This is a genomic window from Aureibaculum koreense, from assembly GCF_034296135.1.
GTDB lineage: Bacteria > Bacteroidota > Bacteroidia > Flavobacteriales > Flavobacteriaceae > Aureibaculum.
In genome coordinates, this window is record NZ_JAXKVV010000017.1 from 36,745 (window position 1) to 57,482 (window position 20,738).

A 20,738-nucleotide genomic window follows, 5' to 3' on the forward strand; every position below is an offset into this window, starting at 1 on the left:
TTTATTGTCATTCCTGCGAAGGCAGGAATCTTTTTAATGTTACACGCAATTTTTATGAGCTTCCTGCCTTCGCAGGAATAACAGATTATTTCAACGATTGTTGCCACTTCCAAGCTGATGCCAATCCATCTTCCAAACTGAGTTCAGCTTTCCATTTTAATTCGTTTTGTGCAAAAGTTGTGTCTGCATAGGCTTCGGTAATATCGCCTTCACGACGGTCAACAATTTTATATTTCAATTTTTGCTTTGTTGCGTTTTCAAAAGCCTTTATGACTTCCAATACAGAACTTCCTTTGCCCGTGCCTATATTAAACACTTCAAAATGTGATTTATTATCACCATTCAACAATCTTTTCATGGCTACAGTATGTGCTTTTGCCAAATCAACCACATGAATATAATCTCGTATTGCCGTGCCATCTGGTGTAGGATAATCACCACCAAAAACAGAAAGCTCCTCTCTAATTCCAGCTGCAGTTTGTGTAACAAATGGAATTAGATTTTGTGGTACACCAATGGGTAACTCTCCTATTTTGGCGGTTTCGTGAGCTCCGATGGGATTAAAATACCGTAACGCAATTGCCTTTAAATCAGAAACTTTAGAGGTGTCAGAAATAATTTCTTCGCCAATTTGTTTGGTGTTTCCGTAAGGAGATTCAGCAGTTTTAAAGGGTGCATATTCCGTAATAGGCATAGTATCGGCCTGACCATAAACTGTACATGACGAACTGAAAATAAAGTTGTTCACGTTGTTCGCTCTCATTTCTTCCAATAAATAAATTAGCGTAGAAATATTATTATGATAATATAATAATGGCTTTTCAACGCTTTCACCCACTGCTTTTGAAGCTGCAAAGTGGATTACTCCTCTTATGTCCTGATGCTTTTTGAAAAATTGCTGAATTGATGGTTTATCCTTTAAATCTAACTTTTCAAACAATGGTTTTTTACCTGCTATTGAAGTGATTTTATCTAAAACATCTATAGTTGTATTGGAAAGGTCGTCAATAATAACAACTTCAAAGCCTTCATTTTGAAGTTCGACTACAGTGTGTGATCCTATAAAGCCTAAGCCTCCGGTAACTAAAATTTTGTCCATATTAATACCTAAATAGTAACAATTTTTCTACCAACAGATTCATAATAGAATCCATTGTTTTCCATGACTTCCAAGTCAAACATATTTCTACCGTCAAAAATTACTGGTTCTTTTAAAAGTGATTTCATTCTATTAAAACTGGGCTGGGTAAACTCGCTCCATTCTGTGCAAATTAATAAACAATCAGCATTTTCTAAAATATCGTAGGCATTTTTTCCATACTTAATTTTATCACCGTAAATACGCTTGATATTTGGCATGGCTTCAGGGTCATAAGCAGTAATTTCAACATCTTGTAATAATAATTCATTAATTACGTCAATTGCTGGTGCTTCCCTGACATCATCCGTATTGGGTTTGAATGCCAAGCCCCAAATGGCAATTTTTTTATCTTTTAAATCGCCATTAAAATAACGAGATACTTTTGGCACCAAAGATTTCTTTTGTTCTACATTGACTTCAATGACGGATTTTAATATTTTAAAATCGTAATTAGCTTCGTCACTAGATTTTACCAAAGCATTAACGTCTTTTGGAAAACAAGAACCCCCATAACCGATACCTGGATATAAAAATCGGTTACCTATTCTAGAATCCGACCCCATACCAATTCTAACCATATCAACATCTGAACCTATAATTTCGCAAAGATTGGCAACTTCGTTCATAAAAGTAATTTTGGTTGCTAAAAAACAATTGGAAGCATATTTTGTAAGTTCAGAAGAGCGTTCGTCCATAAAAATTATAGGACGTTTTGTAGTAATAAATGGCTTATACAATTTAGATAAAATTGATTTTGCTTTTTCGCTTTTAGAACCAATAATGATACGCTCGGGTTCCATAAAATCTTTTACGGCATAACCTTCACGCAAAAATTCAGGATTCGAGACCACATCAAATTCAATATCGGTTTGACTAGAAATAATATCTTTTACAATATCAGAAGTACCAACCGGTACCGTACTTTTATTAATAATTATTTTATAATCATCAATTAATTTCCCTAAGTCGTGGGCGACATCTTTGACATATGATAAATCGGCAGATCCATCCTCATCCTGTGGTGTTGGCAACGCTAGAAATATGATGGTTGAATCTTTTATTGATTCTTTTAAATTAGTTGTAAAGTGTAAACGCCCGCGATTAATATTCCTTTTAAAAAGCTCTTCTAAATTGGGTTCATAAATAGGTATTTTGCCTTTTTGCATTAACGCCACTTTATCTTCATCAATATCCACACAAGTAACATTGTTACCCATATCTGCCAGACATGTTCCGGTTACTAAGCCTACATAACCCGTTCCTATAACTGTTAAATTCATATTTACTTATTTATAAAATTTAGTATTGTGCTGGTGATAAACTCCTGTTGTTCTTCTTCAAGCTCGGTGTGCATAGGTAAAGAAATAACCGTTTTTACAAGTTCATTTGTTATTGGAAAATCAGCTTCGTTATAACGTTCATCAGCATACGCTTTTTGACTGTGCAAAGGTACTGGATAATAGATAGCACAGGGTATGTTGTTATCTAATAAATGTTTATGTAGAGCATCTCTGTCAACATCAATCAACCTTAAAGTATATTGATGAAACACATGTGTAGTAAAAGGGTTTGTAGTTGGTGTAATAATCTTATCCGACTTAGACAGAGCTTCATTATAATATTCGGCTGCTTTTCTTCTGGCACTGCAATAGGAATCCAAATGTGGCAGTTTAGCACTAAGAACAACAGCTTGAATACTATCTAAACGCGAATTTACCCCCACCTCATCATGATAATATCTCTGGTACATACCATGATTTACAATACCTCGTAATTTATGTGCCAAGTCATCGTCATTCGTAAAAATAGCACCTCCATCGCCATAGCAACCTAAATTTTTAGACGGAAAGAACGAAGTTGTGCCCACATCTCCTATTGTTCCCGCTTTTTTGGTAGAACCATCAGAAAAAGTATAATCAGCACCAATAGCTTGAGCATTGTCTTCAATGACATATAAATTATGCTGTTTAGCAACTTCTAAAATAGCTTCCATATTTGCACATTGCCCAAATAAATGTACAGGTACAATTGCTTTGGTCTTTGGCGTAATCGCTTTTTTAAGAGCTTCAATATCAATATTAAAAGTATCGGCCTCAACATCAACCAAAACGGGTGTCAATTTTAATAATGCAATGACTTCAACGGTAGCTGCAAAGGTAAAATCGGCTGTAATAACCTCATCACCCTGTTGAAGATCTAGACCCATCATGGCGATTTGCAATGCATCGGTACCGTTAGCACAAGGAATTACATGCTTTACATCTAGATAATCTTCCAATTCTTTTTGAAACCGCTTTACTTCCGGCCCATTTATAAAGGTAGTGTTATCAATTACATTTTGGATAGAGGTATCTATTTGACCTTTTATTTTTTGATATTGACTCTTTAAGTCAACCATTTCAATTGGTTTCATTCGCTATGGATTTTTACAATAAACGCACAAAATTACAAATTATTTAACGGTTGATATTGTAAATTCATATTTTAGCGAACTCTTATGTATTTTATCTACAACATAGCGGTTTATGTAGCCAGTATTTTTGCTAAAATTATTGCGGTTTTTAATAAGAAATTAGCTCTTTTTGTTAGTGGAAGAAAGGATGTTTTCACCAAGCTGAAGGATAGCTTTGATGAGGGCGATAAAGTCATTTGGTTTCATTGTGCCTCTTTGGGCGAGTTTGAACAGGGAAGGCCGATAATAGAAAAAATTAAATCCCAAATCCCAAATCCCAAATCCCAATTTTTTGGATTTAAGATATTGGTTACTTTTTTTTCACCTTCGGGTTATGAGGTAAGAAAAAATTATACGGTAGCAGATCTGGTTACCTATTTGCCTTTAGATACTAAAAAAAATGTAAAAAAATTTGTAGCAATTATAAATCCCGCCATGGCAATATTCGTAAAATACGAGTTTTGGCCCAATTTACTGAGAGAATTAAAGCGTAAACAGATAAAAACCATTTTGGTTTCTGGTATATTTAGAGAAAATCAAACTTTTTTTAAGGGATATGGTGGATGGATTCGGAAATCGCTCACTACTTTTGACCATTTTTTTGTGCAAAACGAATTATCCGTAAAGTTATTGAAAACGATAGGGTTCAAAAATGTTACCCTTTCGGGCGATACCCGTTTTGACAGGGTTTATGAAATTACAAAACAAAAAATAAAACTTGATTTTGTCGAGCAATTTAAGGATAATAAAACAACATTGATTGCGGGCAGTACCTGGCCTAAGGATGAAACATTGTTGATTGACTTTATCAATAGCCGATCAAAAGATTCCCACTTTAGCGGGAATGACAGGTACATTATTGCACCGCACAATATAAATCCTCAAAATATTGAAAAATTAAAACAAATTATCATTAAAAAAACGGTATTGTATTCCGAAAAAGAAAGCAAGGATTTAAGCGAATATGAGGTACTGATTATAGACACCATCGGTATTTTAACTCAAATTTATAAGTATGGCGATATTGCTTATGTTGGCGGTGGTTTTGGCAGCGGAATCCACAATGTTTTGGAACCTGCCACTTTCGGTATTCCGATAATTATTGGTCCAAATTATCAAAAATTTAATGAGGCAAAAGATTTAGTAAACCTAAAGGCTTGTGTTTCAGTAAAGACCAAAATCGAATTTGAGAGGGTGTTAGATTTACTGTTTAACGATGACGAAATGCGTAAAAACAAGGGTAATATTGCCAAAAATTATATTCTGGATAATATCGGTTCCACCGAAAAAATAATGAGATATATTACCAAACGGCTTTCAGTATAAAACAATTAAATAAAATTATGAATTTTACCAATAATTTAGGATTTAAAATATTTTTTACAATAACGATAATGAGCCAAATAGGATGTGATTCTAAAGAAGATCAAGGTGTGGTTGGTACATATCAAAACCTAAAAAGTGATATTGAATTAAACATAAAGGAGACTATGGGTTTTGACCAAGTTGAATATGTTTTGACCGAATTAAGAGCCCATAGATTAGGTAGGTTTGACATAAGAAGGCATGGAGAATATAAAATGACGGTTTTTAAAAATATAAGACCCGATAATTTTGCATATTACCTTATTTTTTCCGAAGATTATAGGTTTGTGTATTCAGATGAAACTGGTGAGTTGCTTTATGTTAAAAAGCAGTACTACGACTCACTTTCAGCGAAAGAAAAAGAAGATTTAAAAACTACAATAAATTATGATAGATTTTATCTTACAACCCTGGCCATGGTATATTGCTGGCCCAGCAATTGCATTTGTGATGCTTTTGCTATTTTATTTTGGAAAAACCTTTGGGGTTTCCTCGAATTTGGAAAGTATGTGTACCATAGCCGGGGCAGGAAAGTTTAATAGCTATTTTAAAAACGATTGGACAAAAAATGCTTGGAATCTCATCTTTGTTTTAGGAGCCATAATCGGTGGATTTATAACCTATAAATGGCTTTCGCCAGATAAAATAATTTCTTTAAACCCGCAAACGGTGCAAGATTTATCGGAAATCGGTTTGCAGAACGCCGGACAAACCTATTTGCCCCAAGAAATTTTCTCCCTTGAATCCATTTTATCACTAAAGGGAATTTTGATATTGTTATTAGGTGGATTTCTGGTCGGCTTTGGAGCACGTTACGCGGGTGGCTGTACATCGGGTCATGCTATTGTTGGGTTAAGTAATTTGGAAAAACCATCTTTAGTTGCAGTAATTGGATTTTTTATAGGCGGTTTAATAATGACATGGGTTTTAATTCCTTTAATTTTTTAAAATATGAAGTTTGTAAAGTTTTTAGTAATAGGTATTTTATTCGGAATTATACTGAGTAAATCCGAAGTCATTTCTTGGTTCAGAATTTACGAAATGTTTAAGTTTCAATCCTTTCACATGTACGGAATCATTGGTTCTGCCGTAATCATTGGAATCATACTCGTTCAATTGTTTAAAAAAAGAATTATAAAAACCAACAAAGGAGAGCAAATTACCATTCCACCCAAAAAGAATGCTTTTAAAGCCAATTTATTTGGTGGTATCATTTTCGGATTGGGTTGGGCGTTGGTAGGGGCTTGTCCCGGCCCCATGTTTATATTACTGGGTAGAGGTGTTTTAGCTATTGCCGTTGTTATTTTTGGTGCTTTGATAGGTGCTTTTGTTTATCATAGTGTTAAGAATAAACTTCCCAATTAGGCAAGTTTTTCTTTGTATCTTTACGGATAGTTTCTATAAGAACTCAAGGACATGTTAACCGATAAATTTGGCAGACAAATTAGCTATTTGCGATTGGCAGTAACCGATCGTTGTAACCTGCGTTGTCAATATTGTATGCCTGCACATGGTATTGATATCGTTGACAGAAAAGAACTGCTCACATTTAAAGAAATGTATCGTGTTTCAAGGGTTTTGAGTGAGTTGGGAGTTAATAAAGTCCGCTTGACTGGTGGGGAACCTTTTGTCCGCAAAGATTTTATTAAATTCTTGGAAATGCTTTCTTTTAATGATTTGTTGGAAGAAATAAATATTACGACCAATGGTGTTTTGATTGCTAACCATATAAAAGAATTGGAGGTTTTAAAGGTCAAGAATATAAACCTAAGCATTGATAGCCTAAACAAAGAAAATTTTGCTAAAATAACTAGACGCGATGTATTTGACGATGTTTTTAAAACCTTAGAAGCCTTAGAAAACAGTTCGTTAAATTTAAAGTTGAATTGTGTAGTGCAATCTGGGGTAAACACACACGAAATAATCGATTTTATTGAATTTACCAAACATAAAAACATTGCGGTTCGTTTTATTGAAGAGATGCCTTTTAACGGCGTTGGACAAAGAACCACCAAAGAAGTGTGGAATTACAATAAAATTTTGGAATGTATTAAGTCAACTTATAAAGAGATTATACCCTTAAAATCGAATAAATCCTCTACTTCCCATAATTTTAAAATACCTGATTATATGGGCTCTTTTGGAATAATTCCCGCTTTTACAAGAACTATTTGCAATGATTGTAATAGAATCAGAATAACATCGACTGGAATATTTAAAAATTGTCTATTTGATAATGGAGTTTTTAACGTTCGCGATTATATCCGCCAAGGAGCAAGTAACGAGGATTTAAAACAACTTTTTTTAAGTATTGTAAAGGAAAAACCCGAAAACGGTTTTGTTGCTGAAGCAAATCGAAAAAATGATGTTTCAGAAAGTATGTCAACAATTGGAGGGTAATTATTAATACAAATAATGTCTCCTTGAGGTGAGTCGAAAGGTTAGCAAGTACTTTTTTTATGATTACAAGTCAACAAGCAATAGAAATAATTTTAAATCAATCCCAAGACGTTGGAATTGAAGAAATCCCCTTTTTGGATTCTTTAGGGCGAGTTTTAAAAGAAAATATTGTTGCCGATAGGGATTTTCCACCGTTTGATCGCGTTAGTATGGACGGAATTGCCATAAATTTTGATGTTTTTGACAAGGGGAAAACTAATTTTCCAATTGAAAATATTCAAGCTGCTGGAGCTGAGCAATTAGTACTAAATAACAATCAGCATTGTATTGAAGTAATGACTGGTGCGGTTTTACCGAGGAATACGGACAGTGTTATTCCCTATGAGTTAGTCACAATAAAAGACGGTCAAGCAACCGTGATTACCGAATCTGTACTTCAGGGTCAAAACATCCATAAAAAAGGATTGGATAGAAAACAAAACGATGTCTTACTTGGGAAAAACACAATAATTTCTGCAGCTGAGATTGGTGTTTTGGCTACCGTCGGAAAGACAAACGTTAAAGTTGCCAAGCAACCCAAAGTTATGATTATTTCTACAGGTGATGAATTGGTTGAGGTTGATCAAAATCCTTTAAACTATCAAATTCGGAAAAGCAATGTTTATACGTTAGTTGCACTTTTGCAAGAATTGAAAATTAATGCAAAAACCGCCCATATAAATGATGATAGAGCTATTTTGAAACAGAAAATAGAAGGATTTTTAGAAGAATATGATGTGCTATTATTCAGCGGAGCCGTAAGCAAAGGCAAATACGATTTTTTACCAGAGATATTGGAGGAATTAGGCGTTAAAAAATTATTCCATAAAGTAAAACAACGCCCAGGAAAACCCTTCTGGTTCGGAGAAGCCATTGGCTCTTTTGGTATGAGGGATTCGGGTGGGAAAAATGAGGTGAAAAATAATTCAACAACCGTTTTTGCTTTCCCTGGGAATCCCGTTTCTACTTTTGCGGGCTGTTTAAAATATTTTTATCCTTGGTATCAAAAATCAATGGGAATTCCATATGAAAACCTCGATAAAGCAATCCTTTCGGAAGATTTTACCTTTAAACCCGAATTGACCTATTTTTTGCAAGTAAGCCTTAAAAATGAAAATGGAAAACTAATCGCCACACCAAAAAAAGGCAAAGGTTCGGGAGATTTAGCTAATTTAGCAGATGCCGATGGGTTTTTAGAATTGCCTGCAGATAGAACGGACTTTAAAAAAGGAGAGGTTTTTCCTTTGATAAAGTATAGGTAATTTCGCTAACTGTCATTCAGAGTGGAATGCAGTGAAGCGAAGAATCTATTAAATTTGTTTTTCAACTTAAAAGATTCCTCATACTTCGGAATGACAACTTAAAATGAAAATGAATAAATTCTCACATATCAATAAAAAAAACCAGCCCAAAATGGTAAATGTGGGCGATAAGGCTATAACCAAAAGAAAGGCTATCGCAAAAGCGACTTTATTCTTAGGTAAAGAAATCGTCTCAAATTTTACCGATGACGATATTATCACTAAAAAAGGTCCGGTTTTTCAAACTGCGATTGTAGCTGGAATTCAAGCGGTAAAAAAGACCTCTGAGTTAATACCAATGTGTCATCCATTAGCAATTAATGGGGTTGATATTGATATTGAAATTGTTGATGGTCAACATGCCGAAATTTTATGTACTGTAGAAATTGAAGGCAAAACAGGGGTTGAGATGGAAGCATTAACTGGAGCATCAGTTACTGCTCTTACCATTTACGATATGTGTAAAAGTATTTCGCAACATATGATTATAAAAGAGGTGAAATTAATGGAGAAAACTGGAGGGAAGTCTGATTTTCACAATCATTAATAAGACTTGTCATTCAGAGCGGAATGAAATGGAGTGAAGAATCTTTTGAAATTCGAGTTCGAATCAAAAAGATTCCTTTTACTTCGGAATGACATAATAAACAAAGTTATATGGAAACAAACCACCAAAAACATACTAAGTTAAAGCGAAGGGAAAATGAAAATTTCGCTCCCAACGAAATAGCCATTTTAGGCACAAATTGCTCAATAATTGCCGATTTTGTACTAAAAATGAGCAAAAAACTCCAAAAAAAAGCAAAAATTGGCTATTTAGATGCCTCACATAGTGAGTCCGTTTCGCAACCTGATTATGATACTTTTATATTCCATCATTCTGGGGTTTTAGGCACAACAATTAAAACTGATTTGAACGAATACAATGAACGCCTACGTTTTGCTCAACACGATTTAGTTTTTATCAATGGGAATCACTATCAAGGTGAAAAGCAGATTTTGATTTTAGATAATGAAAAAGAAGCATCCCTTAAAAAACGTTTAGATCAATTGACGCGAATTCAATTTGTCATTAAGCTAAATGACGATTCCAAATATTATGACTTTTTGATTGAAAAGTTTCCGCATATAAAAAATATTAGATCCTATTCTATCGATGATGAAGATGCCATTGTTAAACATATTAATAATTTAATTCAAGAAAAAATTGCCCCAGTTCAGGGTTTGGTATTAGCAGGTGGCAAAAGTACAAGAATGGGCAAAGACAAAACAGCATTGGACTATCATGGAGAACCCCAACGCGATTTTGCCCTGAATCTTCTAGAAAATAATCTACTGAAAACTTATGTTTCTGTAGCCGAAAGTGATGAACAAAATAATCCTAAAATAATCTCGGATAAATTTGTTGATTTAGGTGCATTTGGAGCAATCTGTTCCGCTTTTCAACACAATCCAAATAAGGCATGGTTGGTCTTGGCAACTGATTTACCTTTTGTAAATTCTGACCTAATTCAATTGCTCTTAAAAAACAGAAATCCTAAAAAAATAGCTACGGCCGTAAAAGGAAAATCCAAAGCTTTTGTAGAACCTTTAATTACTATTTATGAGCCAAAAGCCTATCCCATTTTATTGAGTTATTTGGCACAAGGATACTCTTGTCCACGTAAAGTATTGATAAATTCAGAAGTTGAAATTGTTGAGGTTGATGACGATTTGATAAGAAACATCAATACGCCAGAAGAGTATAAACAAGCCATTAAGGAAATAAAAAACAATTAAACCTTGCCATGTCTCCCCGAGCACCTCGACTTCGCTCGGCACAGGCTTTATCAAGGGATTATTGAACAAACGAAAAGACAAGTGAATAAAACACTTCATATACTCAACGGTGACAGCACGGCTGAAATTTTAAAGCAAACTTCAATTGAAGGTGATATTGTTGTTTGGCGAGAAATGCTATGTGAAGGTCCAATTTGTAATGAAGTGGGCAGTGATGAATTTTGGTTGCAGCGGTATCGCTATTTTAAAAATGAATTAGGAGTTCCTAAATTAGAATACTTCGATAAAACGATTAAAGAAATCATTAAATTAGAAGATGTTTCTCTATATGATGAAATTGTTTTATGGTTTGAATACGATTTGTTTTGTCAAGTAAATTTAATGGCCGCATGTACCTATTTACTTGAAAGTTACAGCAAATCGGTAAACAATTATTTGGTTTGTACAGGCAGAGAAAAGAATAAGGAGCAATTGCAAACCTTGGCAGATTATCCTCCTGAATCTTATCCCAAATTATTGGAAGATAGAATTAAATTAAGCCGAAATAATTTATTGTTTGCTAAAGAATGTTGGGAAATGTATGTGGAAAACGATCTTAAAAAGTTAAAAGAATTTAATTTTAACCAACAACCAAAGTTTGCCTATTTTCAACTTGCTATGGACCAGCATTTAGAACGATTTTCAAAGTCAAACGGATTAAATCAAATTCAACAAAAAATATTGGAGGTTATTGATGAAAATAAGCTCGATAAAAACGGAATCGTGAAAAAAATGCTCAAATGGCAACGTAAAGAAACCGTTTATGGTTTTGGAGATTTGCAATATTTCAACTATTTGGATAAATTGAAGGAATACTATTCAATTAATAACGAAATTTACCAGTTGAATGAGAAGGGTATGAGCATTAAATGATACGTCATGCTGAACCTGTCTGCCGACAGGCAGACTTGTTTCAGCATCTCATAACAATTTATCATTTGAGGGTTAATGAATGTGACCCTGAAATCGAAGATTCATGAATTCAATAAAAAAACAATAGAAATATATGAATAAACAAGTTCAGGGTGACGAGCACATTAAAACTACCGATATTCAAAAAGAAATATAAATGAATATTATACCTAAACAACTATTCACACGCCAAACCACTTTATCAGAAATAGGTGAAGAAGGACAGCAAAAATTACAACAAACCAGCGTTTTGATTGTGGGTTGTGGTGGTTTAGGAAATACAGTTGCCACTTCATTAGCTGGAAGCGGAATTGGTACAATTCATTTATTGGATTTTGATACGGTTGATATTTCTAATTTACACCGTCAATTATTTTTTACACTTGAAGATGTCGGCAAACCCAAAGTTGAGGTTTTGGGTAATTATTTAAGAAAAATAGCTCCTTTTACTGATGTTTTTGAACATAAACTAACAGTTAATAAAAAGAACATATTTGAATTAATCTCTAAAGCAGATTATATTTTAGATTGTACCGATAGTTTACCCACAAAATATTTGTTAAACGATGCTTGTGTCTTAAAAAATAAACCACTTATTTATGGTTCGCTGTATAAGTTCGATGGGTATGTGTCCAGTTTTAATATTCGGCAAAAAGACGGCGAGTTTAGCACCAATTTACGCGATACATTTCCGGAAATGTCCAAAGAAGCGATTCCTAATTGCTCTGAAATAGGAACGCTTAATACAATTGTTGGAATTATTGGTCTGTTACAAGCTAATGAGGTTTTGAAATTGGTTTGTGGAATAGGCAAACCGCTAGTTGATGAATTATTGATTTATAATAGCCTAGAAAATTCACAATATAAAATCAAGTTGAAAATGACGGATAGTTCTCATTCAGAGCGTATGCAAAGAATCTCACAAATTTTTGATAAAGAAAGTTATGTTGATTTGAGCTGTGAAGTCCAGAATGACAACTTATTGATTTCCGCGAAAACATTACGAAAAAAATTGTCACATGGTGAGGCATCTTTAGGTTTAACCATTATTTCGGTTATTGAAGATATTGATACCAAAATGCCATTTCATGTGCATAAAAAAATACCTTTGTCGCAGTTAAAACTTGAAGATATAGATTTTAACAAAGAGAACGAATATGTTGTTGTTTGTAACCGTGGGGTTTCAAGTTATATTGCAACCCAAAAAATTAAAGAAAAATTTCCCGACCTTGAGGTGTTGAGCCTTAAAGGAGGTATAAGCAATTATTAAATGCAAAAACCATTAGAATTTTATAAATCAGAAAAGACCAAATACGAGCTGGAACTAAGTTCGTTAAAAAAGAAATTGGCTTTATCAAGTACCATTAGATTAATCCTTTTTATAGTCATGGCACTTGGAATTTATTTTTTTTTCAGTAACCTTAAACTCGTTGCAGGAATCGCTATACTAGGCATTGCTCTATTTCTATATTTAGTATTAAGGCATGGAAAATTGCAATATCAACGCGATTTTATCAATCAGCTAATCGCCTTAAATACAACGGAGATTGATGTGTTTTATGGCAAATATTACGATTTAAATGAAGGCATTGCCTATACAAATCCCAAACATTTTTATAGTTACGATATTGACCTTTTTGGTAAAGGTTCGTTTTTTCAATACACAAATAGAACGGTAACCAAAGAGGGCGAAAGGGAATTTGCAAATCAACTTACACAGAATAATATTATAGACATTGAACAACGGCAAAACGGCATTAAGGAATTAGCTAAAATACCGAAGTGGCGACAAGAATTTTCAGCCATTGGCAGTTTGGTAAATGTGCAGCATCCAGCAAAGCATATCATAAAATGGATTCATAATTATGAATCGGCTCTGCCAAAGTTTATGATGTTTTTGCCGAAGGTTTTTGCCGCAATTTCATTTATTTTATTTGTGCTATTAAGTTTTGAAATCATAACATATCACTTTTTGCTGTTGTGGTTTTTTATTGGGTTAGGATTCGCAGGAGCTTATCTAAAGAGAGTAAATTCTATATATGAAGATGCTGGAAAAGCAAAAGACACCTTTAAACAATATCACAAATTGTTAGATAAGATTGAATCGACCACTTTTTCGTCGGAAATTTTGATTGCTCAACAAAATGCCATAAAAACCGAGAAAGAAAAAGCTTCGGTTATTTTTAAGAAATTCTCAAAAATTCTAGATGCTTTAGACCAACGGAATAATATGATTATGGCAATTATAGGTAACGGTTTTTTATTGTGGGATGCACACCAAGCTTTTAAAATTGAAAACTGGATAAATACTTACAAAAGCAACGTAGAAAATTGGTTTAAGGTTATTGCTTTTTTCGATGCCCAAAATAGTTTAGCGAACTTTGCTTTTAATCATCAGAACTATGTGTATCCCGAATTGAATGGAGATAAAAATGTAATTAAAGCAGAGCAATTAGGTCATCCGTTATTAAAAACTACCAAACGTGTGGATAATGATTTTACTATTGAAAATCAGCAATTTTTTATAATTACCGGTGCGAATATGGCTGGTAAAAGTACCTTTTTACGTACCGTTTCTTTGGCAATTGTAATGGCAAATATAGGTCTGCCCGTTTGTGCGAAGTCATTTTCATATTCACCAATAAAACTGATTACCAGTATGAGGACTTCAGATTCCTTAGCTGATGACGAATCGTACTTCTTTTCGGAGTTAAAACGCCTAAAATTTATTGTAGAAGAGATAAATCCCAACGTTTCGGGAGATAATTATTTTATCATTCTTGATGAAATTTTAAAAGGTACCAACAGTACCGACAAAGCGATTGGTTCCAAAAAGTTTGTGCAAAAATTAGTGGCCTCAAATTCCACGGGAATTATTGCCACACACGATCTCAGCCTTTGCGAAATAGAAAAAGAACTAGATGCTATTAAAAACTACTATTTTGATGCCGAAATCATCGATGACGAACTTCATTTCGATTACCAACTAAAAAATGGTGTGTGTAAAAATATGAATGCTTCGTTTTTGTTAAAGAAGATGGAGATAGTTTAATTTTTAAATTAAATTAAATTCTTCTAACCGGTTTAAAGAAATATCCACAAATTTGTCATTTGAGAACATTGTCTTTTTTCTGTTGCTCCAGTTTTCAAGACTCTGTTTTATTTTATCTCTATCAGAAGTTTTTTCAGATTGAGCAATGAAATCAACTGTAGATAACAATTCAAGCCCAAAATCAGAATAGAAACCTGATAAAAAGCTTTTGGTTCTATAAACAATGTCTTTTAATTCTTTATTATCCTCAAAATAATTAGTAATATCTTTCTCGGAATCTATAATCAGACTAAGTTCTTCAAAAGGTTTTTTATCTTTACCCCCATAACCCATGATATAACTACCGTTTAAATAATTTAGCACATGCTTTATTTTCCCAGAATAAGGACCATAAAAATTTGGATAATATTTAAGATTGAAATGTTCTTTAGCACCAAACCTTTGGAGAAAATAGCATATTTTTTCGCTAGAGAATTCTGATACAAATTCTCCATTTTTTACTAATTCATACAACATAAAAAGTAACATTGACCTTGCTGGCGTTAACTTGACTCTCTCATTTTTTAATATTTCTTTGACATGAGAATTTGGCTCATAAATATAGATTTCACAATCAACAGAGGAGAGAGTTTCTTCCATCATTGATTTTACTTTTTGCCACTGTAGACCTCCATTACCGCTACCCAATGGAGGAATTGCGATAGACTCTATTTCATACTCAGATATAACACTTACTAATTTTTCTAACCCAATCTGAATATAAGAATATTCAGATGGTTTTCTCCAATTTGTTTTTGTAGGAAAGTTAATTATTAATTTTTCTCCTATAATTAAATTTTCATCTTTAACCACTAGGAGGTCACCAATATTAAACTCTCCACTTTTACATAAATCTTTATATATTTTATAATTATTAGGAAAGGTGTTTTTAAATTGTAAAGCAATACCCTTACCCATAACGCCAACTGTATTGACAGTATTTACTATGGCCTGTGCTGGACTTTCCAATAAATTTCCTAAAACAAAATGTATCATATCAATAAAAATAATAATCAGGTTTAATCGCTATTTTGTTATTTACTCCAAAACTAAGTAAAAGATCTTTGGCTTTTTTATTACTGACGATATAACCTAAAATTAGATCATTCACTATATCATCAAGGATAAGGAATTCTGCTTCCTTTCTTCTTTTAAAGTCTAAATCGCCTTCTTTCTTCCAGTATTTAGCATTAATTGCTTCAAAATCAATATTATCAGAAATATTTTTGATGTCCTTGGCAAAATAAAAATTGCTAAAACCATCGGTAGCATGACCATCAGTAAAAGAAAAATCTAATCCTGCATCGATAATTTTTTGAATACTGCTCACACAATATACGATATTTTCTGCTTTTACTGAACTTACTCCGTTGAATCCATTTTGAATAACATATAGCATTGGTGTCCGGTAACCAAAATAAAAAGGAATATATTCTCCAAGGGTTCTTCCATTCGGCATTATAAAATTATTTCTGGTACTTATCAAAGTGCTATCCCCAATTGATTTATAAACGTTATTTGCATTTTTTGAATCTTTATGAGTAATACCATTTACATGAATATGCGGAATATTTTGTATATGAGTCATTCTAAATATAAATATTTTATCCAATGACATTTCTTAAAATCCTTAATTAATTCTTGTTAATTACAAAAGTACGAAATACTTAGAAGTAGTAGACATTTCATTCAACCGAATACAACAGGACCTTCTCATTCTCCTTAAAAATCTTATCCAACTCATCCAAAACTTTAATAGAAACGGTGGGGCATCCATAACTGGTGGCTAGAGGTTTTGGGTAAATTTCCTCATTGGGTACACCTTCCCAAGCGTGTAAAACAACAATTCTTTTTCGCATATTGCTGTTGTCTTTTTCGAGGCCATCTATCCAATATTTATAGTTTTTGCCCCAGCTGCTATAAGCTCTTTCACCCATAACCGCCATGCCCAAAGAAGAACAATGACTTTCGCTTACATTACTAAATTCAGTGGGAATTGCCTTGGTGTTTTTACCTTTTCCACTGCCATGGCACACTAAGGCTTTTTTCGTTATACTGTCCTTTTTTAAATCAACCACAAAAAATCTGTTTTTACCGCTGTGCAAACTGTAATCAATTAGTATTGCAATGTCTTTATTATAATCTCCTTTTTCGGCAAAGGCTTTTATATGTTTTATTTCTTTGGAATAATCTGTTTCTTCTGTTTTAATAGTAGTTGTGACAATACTCACAAAGGGATTTTGCTTTTCTTTTTTACAGGAGAAGAAGAAAAAGATTAGTATTAAAAATGTAAACTTGTTAATCATATTTATTAGTTGTAATAACACCCCTATGGTCCCCTCAAGGGGACATTACTCCTGTCAAAATTATTTGTCTTGGATCTTGTGTCCTAACGACTTGATGCTTTTTTTACGGATGTGCATTTACCCAAACTTCACCATCCACAAAATGTTCTTTTTTCCAAATAGGCACAGTTTCTTTTAAGGTATCGATAGCAAATTGACAAGCTTCAAATGCCGCTTTTCTATGTGCCGATGAAACCGCAATGATTACCGGAATATCACCAATTTTTAATTCGCCTTCCGCATGGTGAATGGCTAATTTTAATATGTCAAAATCTGCCAATGCTTTATCGGCAATTTTTTGCATTTCTTTGATTGCCATGGGTTTGTAGGTAGAAAAATCTAACAAAGTAACTTCTTTGTTTTGCGTTTGATTTCTGACCGTTCCAACAAATAATGCAATTCCACCACAAGAGGCATCTTGCACAAAATTATAACAATCTTGCAAGTTTAGTTTTTCAGCAGTTATTTTTATTGAGGTGTTTTGCATATTTCAAAAATAGGTAATTCTTTGTCAAATCTACGCCTGAAAACAGGGGTTTTACAAGAGCAATCATAAATTTTAAAGGAAACTAAGCTCCTCCCCTTTTTTCAAGGGGAGGTGTCCGAAGGACGGAGGGGTCAAAAACTTATCCCAAAAACAACACCATCGCTCGCTTTTCCATTAAAATAAGACCTTACATAATCTACACGTAAAAATCTGAATTTACCAAACCCGATATTATCCAAACCGATGGAATATTCGGTGTAGGGTTTGTTTTCGGGGGTCATTAATGCTTTTCCGCCAAGAACCAATTGAAATTGCAATTTATTCAACAATGGAATTTTTCGCAATAAATAGCCATTAAAGTGTTGTTGAGCATGAAATTCAGCGTACTGATTATCTGTACTTAAATCGTAATATGGTAACAGATTAAAGCCATTTAAATAATTCAAATCTAAATTTACATGGGTTAGGTTACCATTAAAATGTTTGTAATCTGTAAAGGAAAGCTCATCGGTATTTAAAAATTTACCCGCTTTTATATTGTAAGAAAAAGTCCCTTTATTGCCAAATTTTAATTCTTGGTTCAACCGCATTTGTACCAAGTCATAATTGTATTTTGAATCACTGGAAGCAAAACCTTTGGTGTATCCGATATTTAAAGTAGGATATTTAGTTTCAAACAGATTTATTTTTCTATCAGGCAAGGAAATATATTTTTGTCCAAATTTAATGGTGGTACCCAATGAGAATTTATAAATACTGTGTTTGTCAAATGGCGTTGAAGCGTAATTATCAGGTTCTAGCGGATTATTGGAAGAATATTGCTCATTATCTTTATTTAGAATAACCCAATCCGCATTATTAAACAACGGTTTTCTATCTTCGTAACTCAAAGATGTATTCAATCGTAAACCGTTGAAAATTTCTGTCCCACCACTTACGGAAGCAAAAGTTTTATCATAATATTTGGCATAATTATCCTCAAAAAATAGTGAACTGACCGCATTTACCAAAGGGGAAATAGGTTCGGCACTGTTAAATTGCACAATTTTTCTACCACCACCTATGTTAATATAAGGGTTGCTTTTTCCGTTAAAACGATAGGTAAATCCACCACTTATTCTTAGCTGTTCATCAGACAAACCATAATCTATTTTGGATCTTATAGCATAACTTCTATTTTCATCTTTAAAGTTTTTATAAAAGGAAATATCCATATTGGTATGCCAACCTTGTACCGTATTAAACATGGAGTTGAATACTGGAGAACCAATACTCAACCCCCAATTTTTATACGTATTAGAATAGTTATATCCGGTTAAAACATTCATTATTTTAAACTTGTTCCGTTTTTGGTCAACGGAATCCAAGAATTTTTTTGACTGTCTTATTTCTTTAATACTGTCTTTAAGTTGATAATCATTCATTTCTTCAACGGTCAAGGGAATAGGCCTCATATTCTTCCAAAAAAGACTGTCTTTTTTATTGGAATTGTCTACAAATGAGAGGATTTCATTGGTAAATGTGGCTTTGGTAAAATTGGGCTGGAAATTATAATTGCTGTAAACCCCTGTAAAACGCCCATCCACATTAATGCCGAACATTCCAAAAATAAAATCGATACTCTGTGAGAACAGAGTAAACATTTTGTCATTTTCGGAATAAGAAAAATTCTGTTTTAACGTCAGTTTCTTAACAATGGGTTGTTGAATTTGTGTGCCAGTTACAGAAAGTTCTGCTGCAAAAATTTCCCAACTGTTTTCTACAATATAAATAACTCCACTAAAAGCATTGTCCGTTGGTTTTTTGGGCTCAACTTTAATCTTATTGATGAGAAATTCATCTTCATAATAACTGTTAAGTAACGTGTATTTATAATAATTAAAGGCATAGGTAGCAATGGGCGAAACAATATTGTCAGGCCCAAGTTCAATCAAATTGGTATATAAATTAAAATTAACCTCAGAGGCTTGGTTAAAACTAAAACCGTTATCATCTCCACTAACTTTTGAAGCTAAAATTTTTTCTTTAAATTCCTTTTCACTTTTGGTAATTTTTGAGATTGTTTCGGAAAGATACAAAACCCCACTTCGGGTGGAATCTAAACCACCACCTAAATCACCCAACTCAAAACCAAGAATTTTTTCCGGTGCATTTTTAATACGATAGATACCACGCGAGTAGAAATCTGCCGTAAAATCAGCGGTTTTTTCATAATTTTTATCTTTTTCGGCAATGGCTGCCCGGATAATTCTGTGAGCTGGATTGTCTTTAGTGCTTACCTCAACCTCTTCCAACGCTAAAGCATCTTCTTTTAGAACTGCATCTAATTTAAATGGGAATTCAGTTACATTAATTTCCTTTTTAAGTGTTTTAAATCCCAAAAATTGAAAAACAATGGTGTATTCTCCTTCTTTTCGAATATTCAGTTCATAAATGCCATCATCATTTGTAGTAGTACCGTTGTAAGATCCTTGAACATAAATATTTACAAATGGTAGAGGTGTATTATTTTCATCGGTTACCGTTCCCGTAATTTGGGCTTGCGAAAAAAAGTAACTCACAAAAAGTAAAAGTGAAATTTTTAACTTCATTCAGTTGGTTTAGTTAATAACAAACCTAAAACTTTATAATGGCTTAGAATAATAATGATTTGTTAAAAATGGTGTCAGTTATCATTAAGTTTTCTTAATTTTTATTGAAACTCTTTTCTTTTTGGAATGATATAGCGTGTGAATTCACTATTTTTGCAGACTCTAATTTCAAAGGAATCGAGTAATGAAAAACACCTTTAGAATTGTATCCATCCTAGAAGGATTATCGTATTTAATATTGTTATTTATTGCAGTACCAATTAAATACATTGGTGGCGATGAGTCTTGGGTAAAAATGTTCGGTATGCCACACGGTTTGTTGTTTGTAGCGTATATTATATTGGCTTATTTGGTAAAAGCTGAACTAAAATGGGATACTAAAACCTTTTTAATTGTACTAGCGGCTTCCGTAATCCCCTTTGGGACATTTTATATAGATAAAAAATATTTAAGAAGTTAGAAGACGGAAGATGAAGTTAATTTCATCTAAAATTTGAAAATTTTAAAAAATTGAATCAAAAGCCTTTTACCCTCCAGAGACCGGCGGAATAATAGCCACAACATCATTCTCTTTGATTAAATAATCGTTATCAACATACGTTTCGTTAACTGCTACGGAAAAGCTCTTGTAATCATTCAATTTAGGATACTTTTCGATTAAAAGTGCTTTAAAATTAGAGATTTTACTATTTTTGGGCAGTTGCAATTCCATTGCACTTTTTCCAATAATATCTTTTACAATCCCAAAAAGCAATAGTTCTATTTGCATATCGTTTTATTTAAATCAGTTCAATTA

At 33.2% G+C, this 20,738-nt stretch carries 21 protein-coding genes; 12 read left to right on the forward strand and 9 right to left on the reverse strand.

Going from position 1 to position 20,738, the window contains the following annotated elements; all coding sequences use genetic code 11:
• Positions 1–85: 85 nt before the first annotated feature.
• From galE to UMM65_RS13210, 3 genes are read right to left on the reverse strand one after another with little or no spacing between them, the layout of a single operon-like run.
• A complete protein-coding gene (gene galE, locus UMM65_RS13200) occupies positions 86–1,099 on the reverse strand; it encodes a UDP-glucose 4-epimerase GalE (RefSeq protein ID WP_321977152.1) in 1,014 nt (337 codons plus the stop codon).
• Positions 1,100–1,107: 8 nt separating this feature from the next.
• Complete coding sequence (locus tag UMM65_RS13205) at positions 1,108–2,421, reverse strand: UDP-glucose dehydrogenase family protein (RefSeq protein WP_321977153.1); 1,314 nt, start codon at positions 2,419–2,421, stop codon at positions 1,108–1,110.
• A 2-nt stretch (positions 2,422–2,423) separates the two neighbouring features.
• Positions 2,424–3,554, reverse strand: a complete 1,131-nt coding sequence (locus UMM65_RS13210) for a DegT/DnrJ/EryC1/StrS family aminotransferase (RefSeq protein WP_321977155.1) — start codon at positions 3,552–3,554, stop codon at positions 2,424–2,426.
• Positions 3,555–3,638: 84 nt separating this feature from the next.
• Between UMM65_RS13210 and UMM65_RS13215 the strand changes: the two genes are divergently transcribed.
• The 11 genes from UMM65_RS13215 to UMM65_RS13265 all read left to right on the forward strand — a co-directional run bounded on the left by UMM65_RS13215 (position 3,639) and on the right by UMM65_RS13265 (position 14,480).
• Complete coding sequence (locus UMM65_RS13215; RefSeq protein WP_321977157.1) at positions 3,639–4,919, forward strand: 3-deoxy-D-manno-octulosonic acid transferase; 1,281 nt, start codon at positions 3,639–3,641, stop codon at positions 4,917–4,919.
• Positions 4,920–4,936: 17 nt separating this feature from the next.
• Positions 4,937–5,497: a hypothetical protein gene (locus UMM65_RS13220; protein ID WP_321977159.1), complete on the forward strand. Its 561-nt coding sequence runs from the start codon at positions 4,937–4,939 to the stop codon at positions 5,495–5,497.
• On the forward strand, positions 5,466–5,906 hold the full coding sequence (locus UMM65_RS13225; RefSeq protein WP_321977161.1) for a YeeE/YedE family protein: 441 nt from the start codon (positions 5,466–5,468) through the stop codon (positions 5,904–5,906). The genes UMM65_RS13220 and UMM65_RS13225 overlap by 32 nt, the downstream gene beginning before the upstream one ends.
• Positions 5,907–5,909: 3 nt before the next feature.
• Positions 5,910–6,323, forward strand: coding sequence for a DUF6691 family protein (locus UMM65_RS13230; protein ID WP_321977163.1), 414 nt, complete (start codon positions 5,910–5,912; stop codon positions 6,321–6,323).
• A gap of 51 nt (positions 6,324–6,374) precedes the next feature.
• A complete protein-coding gene (gene moaA, locus UMM65_RS13235) occupies positions 6,375–7,358 on the forward strand; it encodes a GTP 3',8-cyclase MoaA (RefSeq protein ID WP_321977164.1) in 984 nt (327 codons plus the stop codon).
• A 59-nt stretch (positions 7,359–7,417) separates the two neighbouring features.
• Complete coding sequence (locus UMM65_RS13240; protein ID WP_321977166.1) at positions 7,418–8,659, forward strand: molybdopterin molybdotransferase MoeA; 1,242 nt, start codon at positions 7,418–7,420, stop codon at positions 8,657–8,659.
• Positions 8,660–8,768: 109 nt separating this feature from the next.
• Positions 8,769–9,245: a cyclic pyranopterin monophosphate synthase MoaC gene (gene moaC, locus UMM65_RS13245; RefSeq protein WP_321977168.1), complete on the forward strand. Its 477-nt coding sequence runs from the start codon at positions 8,769–8,771 to the stop codon at positions 9,243–9,245.
• 110 nt (positions 9,246–9,355) lie between these two features.
• The gene (locus UMM65_RS13250) at positions 9,356–10,477 is read left to right on the forward strand and encodes an NTP transferase domain-containing protein (RefSeq protein ID WP_321977170.1); all 1,122 of its coding nucleotides are present in this window, start codon (positions 9,356–9,358) and stop codon (positions 10,475–10,477) included.
• Between the two features lie 81 nt (positions 10,478–10,558).
• Positions 10,559–11,389, forward strand: a complete 831-nt coding sequence (locus tag UMM65_RS13255) for a DUF1835 domain-containing protein (RefSeq protein ID WP_321977171.1) — start codon at positions 10,559–10,561, stop codon at positions 11,387–11,389.
• Positions 11,390–11,585: 196 nt separating this feature from the next.
• Positions 11,586–12,698: a HesA/MoeB/ThiF family protein gene (locus tag UMM65_RS13260; protein WP_321977172.1), complete on the forward strand. Its 1,113-nt coding sequence runs from the start codon at positions 11,586–11,588 to the stop codon at positions 12,696–12,698.
• Complete coding sequence (locus UMM65_RS13265; RefSeq protein ID WP_321977174.1) at positions 12,699–14,480, forward strand: MutS-related protein; 1,782 nt, start codon at positions 12,699–12,701, stop codon at positions 14,478–14,480. It begins immediately after the preceding gene.
• 3 nt (positions 14,481–14,483) lie between these two features.
• On the opposite strand, the gene darG is transcribed toward UMM65_RS13265, so the two are convergent.
• The 5 genes from darG to UMM65_RS13290 all read right to left on the reverse strand — a co-directional run bounded on the left by darG (position 14,484) and on the right by UMM65_RS13290 (position 19,942).
• Positions 14,484–15,515 carry a type II toxin-antitoxin system antitoxin DNA ADP-ribosyl glycohydrolase DarG gene (gene darG / locus UMM65_RS13270; protein ID WP_321977176.1) on the reverse strand — a complete coding sequence of 344 codons (1,032 nt, stop codon included), beginning with the start codon at positions 15,513–15,515 and terminating at the stop codon, positions 14,484–14,486.
• A 1-nt stretch (position 15,516) separates the two neighbouring features.
• Positions 15,517–16,107: a type II toxin-antitoxin system toxin DNA ADP-ribosyl transferase DarT gene (gene darT / locus UMM65_RS13275; RefSeq protein ID WP_321977178.1), complete on the reverse strand. Its 591-nt coding sequence runs from the start codon at positions 16,105–16,107 to the stop codon at positions 15,517–15,519.
• A 97-nt stretch (positions 16,108–16,204) separates the two neighbouring features.
• On the reverse strand, positions 16,205–16,825 hold the full coding sequence (locus UMM65_RS13280) for a murein L,D-transpeptidase catalytic domain-containing protein (protein WP_321977180.1): 621 nt from the start codon (positions 16,823–16,825) through the stop codon (positions 16,205–16,207).
• Positions 16,826–16,928: 103 nt separating this feature from the next.
• On the reverse strand, positions 16,929–17,351 hold the full coding sequence (locus tag UMM65_RS13285) for a molybdenum cofactor biosynthesis protein MoaE (protein WP_321977182.1): 423 nt from the start codon (positions 17,349–17,351) through the stop codon (positions 16,929–16,931).
• A 131-nt stretch (positions 17,352–17,482) separates the two neighbouring features.
• A complete protein-coding gene (locus UMM65_RS13290) occupies positions 17,483–19,942 on the reverse strand; it encodes a DUF5686 and carboxypeptidase regulatory-like domain-containing protein (RefSeq protein WP_321977183.1) in 2,460 nt (819 codons plus the stop codon).
• A 184-nt stretch (positions 19,943–20,126) separates the two neighbouring features.
• Between UMM65_RS13290 and UMM65_RS13295 the strand changes: the two genes are divergently transcribed.
• Positions 20,127–20,402, forward strand: coding sequence for a DUF3817 domain-containing protein (locus tag UMM65_RS13295; RefSeq protein WP_321977185.1), 276 nt, complete (start codon positions 20,127–20,129; stop codon positions 20,400–20,402).
• Between the two features lie 66 nt (positions 20,403–20,468).
• Here the strand turns inward: UMM65_RS13295 and moaD are convergent, their stop codons facing one another.
• A complete protein-coding gene (moaD, locus tag UMM65_RS13300; RefSeq protein WP_321977187.1) occupies positions 20,469–20,711 on the reverse strand; it encodes a molybdopterin converting factor subunit 1 in 243 nt (80 codons plus the stop codon).
• Between the last annotated feature and the right edge of the window lie 27 nt (positions 20,712–20,738).

What these genes read in the sequence shown, in the direction of transcription:
- galE (WP_321977152.1), bottom strand. Translation starts at nt 1,099, where the DNA reads ATGGACAAAATTTTAGTTACCGGAGGCTTAGGCTTTATAGGATCACAC.
- UMM65_RS13240 (WP_321977166.1), top strand. Translation starts at nt 7,418, where the DNA reads ATGATTACAAGTCAACAAGCAATAGAAATAATTTTAAATCAATCCCAA.
- UMM65_RS13220 (WP_321977159.1), top strand. Translation starts at nt 4,937, where the DNA reads ATGAATTTTACCAATAATTTAGGATTTAAAATATTTTTTACAATAACG.
- UMM65_RS13225 (WP_321977161.1), top strand. Translation starts at nt 5,466, where the DNA reads ATGTGTACCATAGCCGGGGCAGGAAAGTTTAATAGCTATTTTAAAAAC.
- darG (WP_321977176.1), bottom strand. Translation starts at nt 15,515, where the DNA reads ATGATACATTTTGTTTTAGGAAATTTATTGGAAAGTCCAGCACAGGCC.
- UMM65_RS13295 (WP_321977185.1), top strand. Translation starts at nt 20,127, where the DNA reads ATGAAAAACACCTTTAGAATTGTATCCATCCTAGAAGGATTATCGTAT.
- UMM65_RS13215 (WP_321977157.1), top strand. Translation starts at nt 3,639, where the DNA reads ATGTATTTTATCTACAACATAGCGGTTTATGTAGCCAGTATTTTTGCT.
- UMM65_RS13260 (WP_321977172.1), top strand. Translation starts at nt 11,586, where the DNA reads ATGAATATTATACCTAAACAACTATTCACACGCCAAACCACTTTATCA.
- UMM65_RS13205 (WP_321977153.1), bottom strand. Translation starts at nt 2,421, where the DNA reads ATGAATTTAACAGTTATAGGAACGGGTTATGTAGGCTTAGTAACCGGA.
- UMM65_RS13265 (WP_321977174.1), top strand. Translation starts at nt 12,699, where the DNA reads ATGCAAAAACCATTAGAATTTTATAAATCAGAAAAGACCAAATACGAG.
- UMM65_RS13285 (WP_321977182.1), bottom strand. Translation starts at nt 17,351, where the DNA reads ATGCAAAACACCTCAATAAAAATAACTGCTGAAAAACTAAACTTGCAA.
- moaC (WP_321977168.1), top strand. Translation starts at nt 8,769, where the DNA reads ATGAATAAATTCTCACATATCAATAAAAAAAACCAGCCCAAAATGGTA.
- darT (WP_321977178.1), bottom strand. Translation starts at nt 16,107, where the DNA reads ATGACTCATATACAAAATATTCCGCATATTCATGTAAATGGTATTACT.
- UMM65_RS13210 (WP_321977155.1), bottom strand. Translation starts at nt 3,554, where the DNA reads ATGAAACCAATTGAAATGGTTGACTTAAAGAGTCAATATCAAAAAATA.
- UMM65_RS13280 (WP_321977180.1), bottom strand. Translation starts at nt 16,825, where the DNA reads ATGATTAACAAGTTTACATTTTTAATACTAATCTTTTTCTTCTTCTCC.
- UMM65_RS13230 (WP_321977163.1), top strand. Translation starts at nt 5,910, where the DNA reads ATGAAGTTTGTAAAGTTTTTAGTAATAGGTATTTTATTCGGAATTATA.
- UMM65_RS13250 (WP_321977170.1), top strand. Translation starts at nt 9,356, where the DNA reads ATGGAAACAAACCACCAAAAACATACTAAGTTAAAGCGAAGGGAAAAT.
- moaD (WP_321977187.1), bottom strand. Translation starts at nt 20,711, where the DNA reads ATGCAAATAGAACTATTGCTTTTTGGGATTGTAAAAGATATTATTGGA.
- moaA (WP_321977164.1), top strand. Translation starts at nt 6,375, where the DNA reads ATGTTAACCGATAAATTTGGCAGACAAATTAGCTATTTGCGATTGGCA.
- UMM65_RS13290 (WP_321977183.1), bottom strand. Translation starts at nt 19,942, where the DNA reads ATGAAGTTAAAAATTTCACTTTTACTTTTTGTGAGTTACTTTTTTTCG.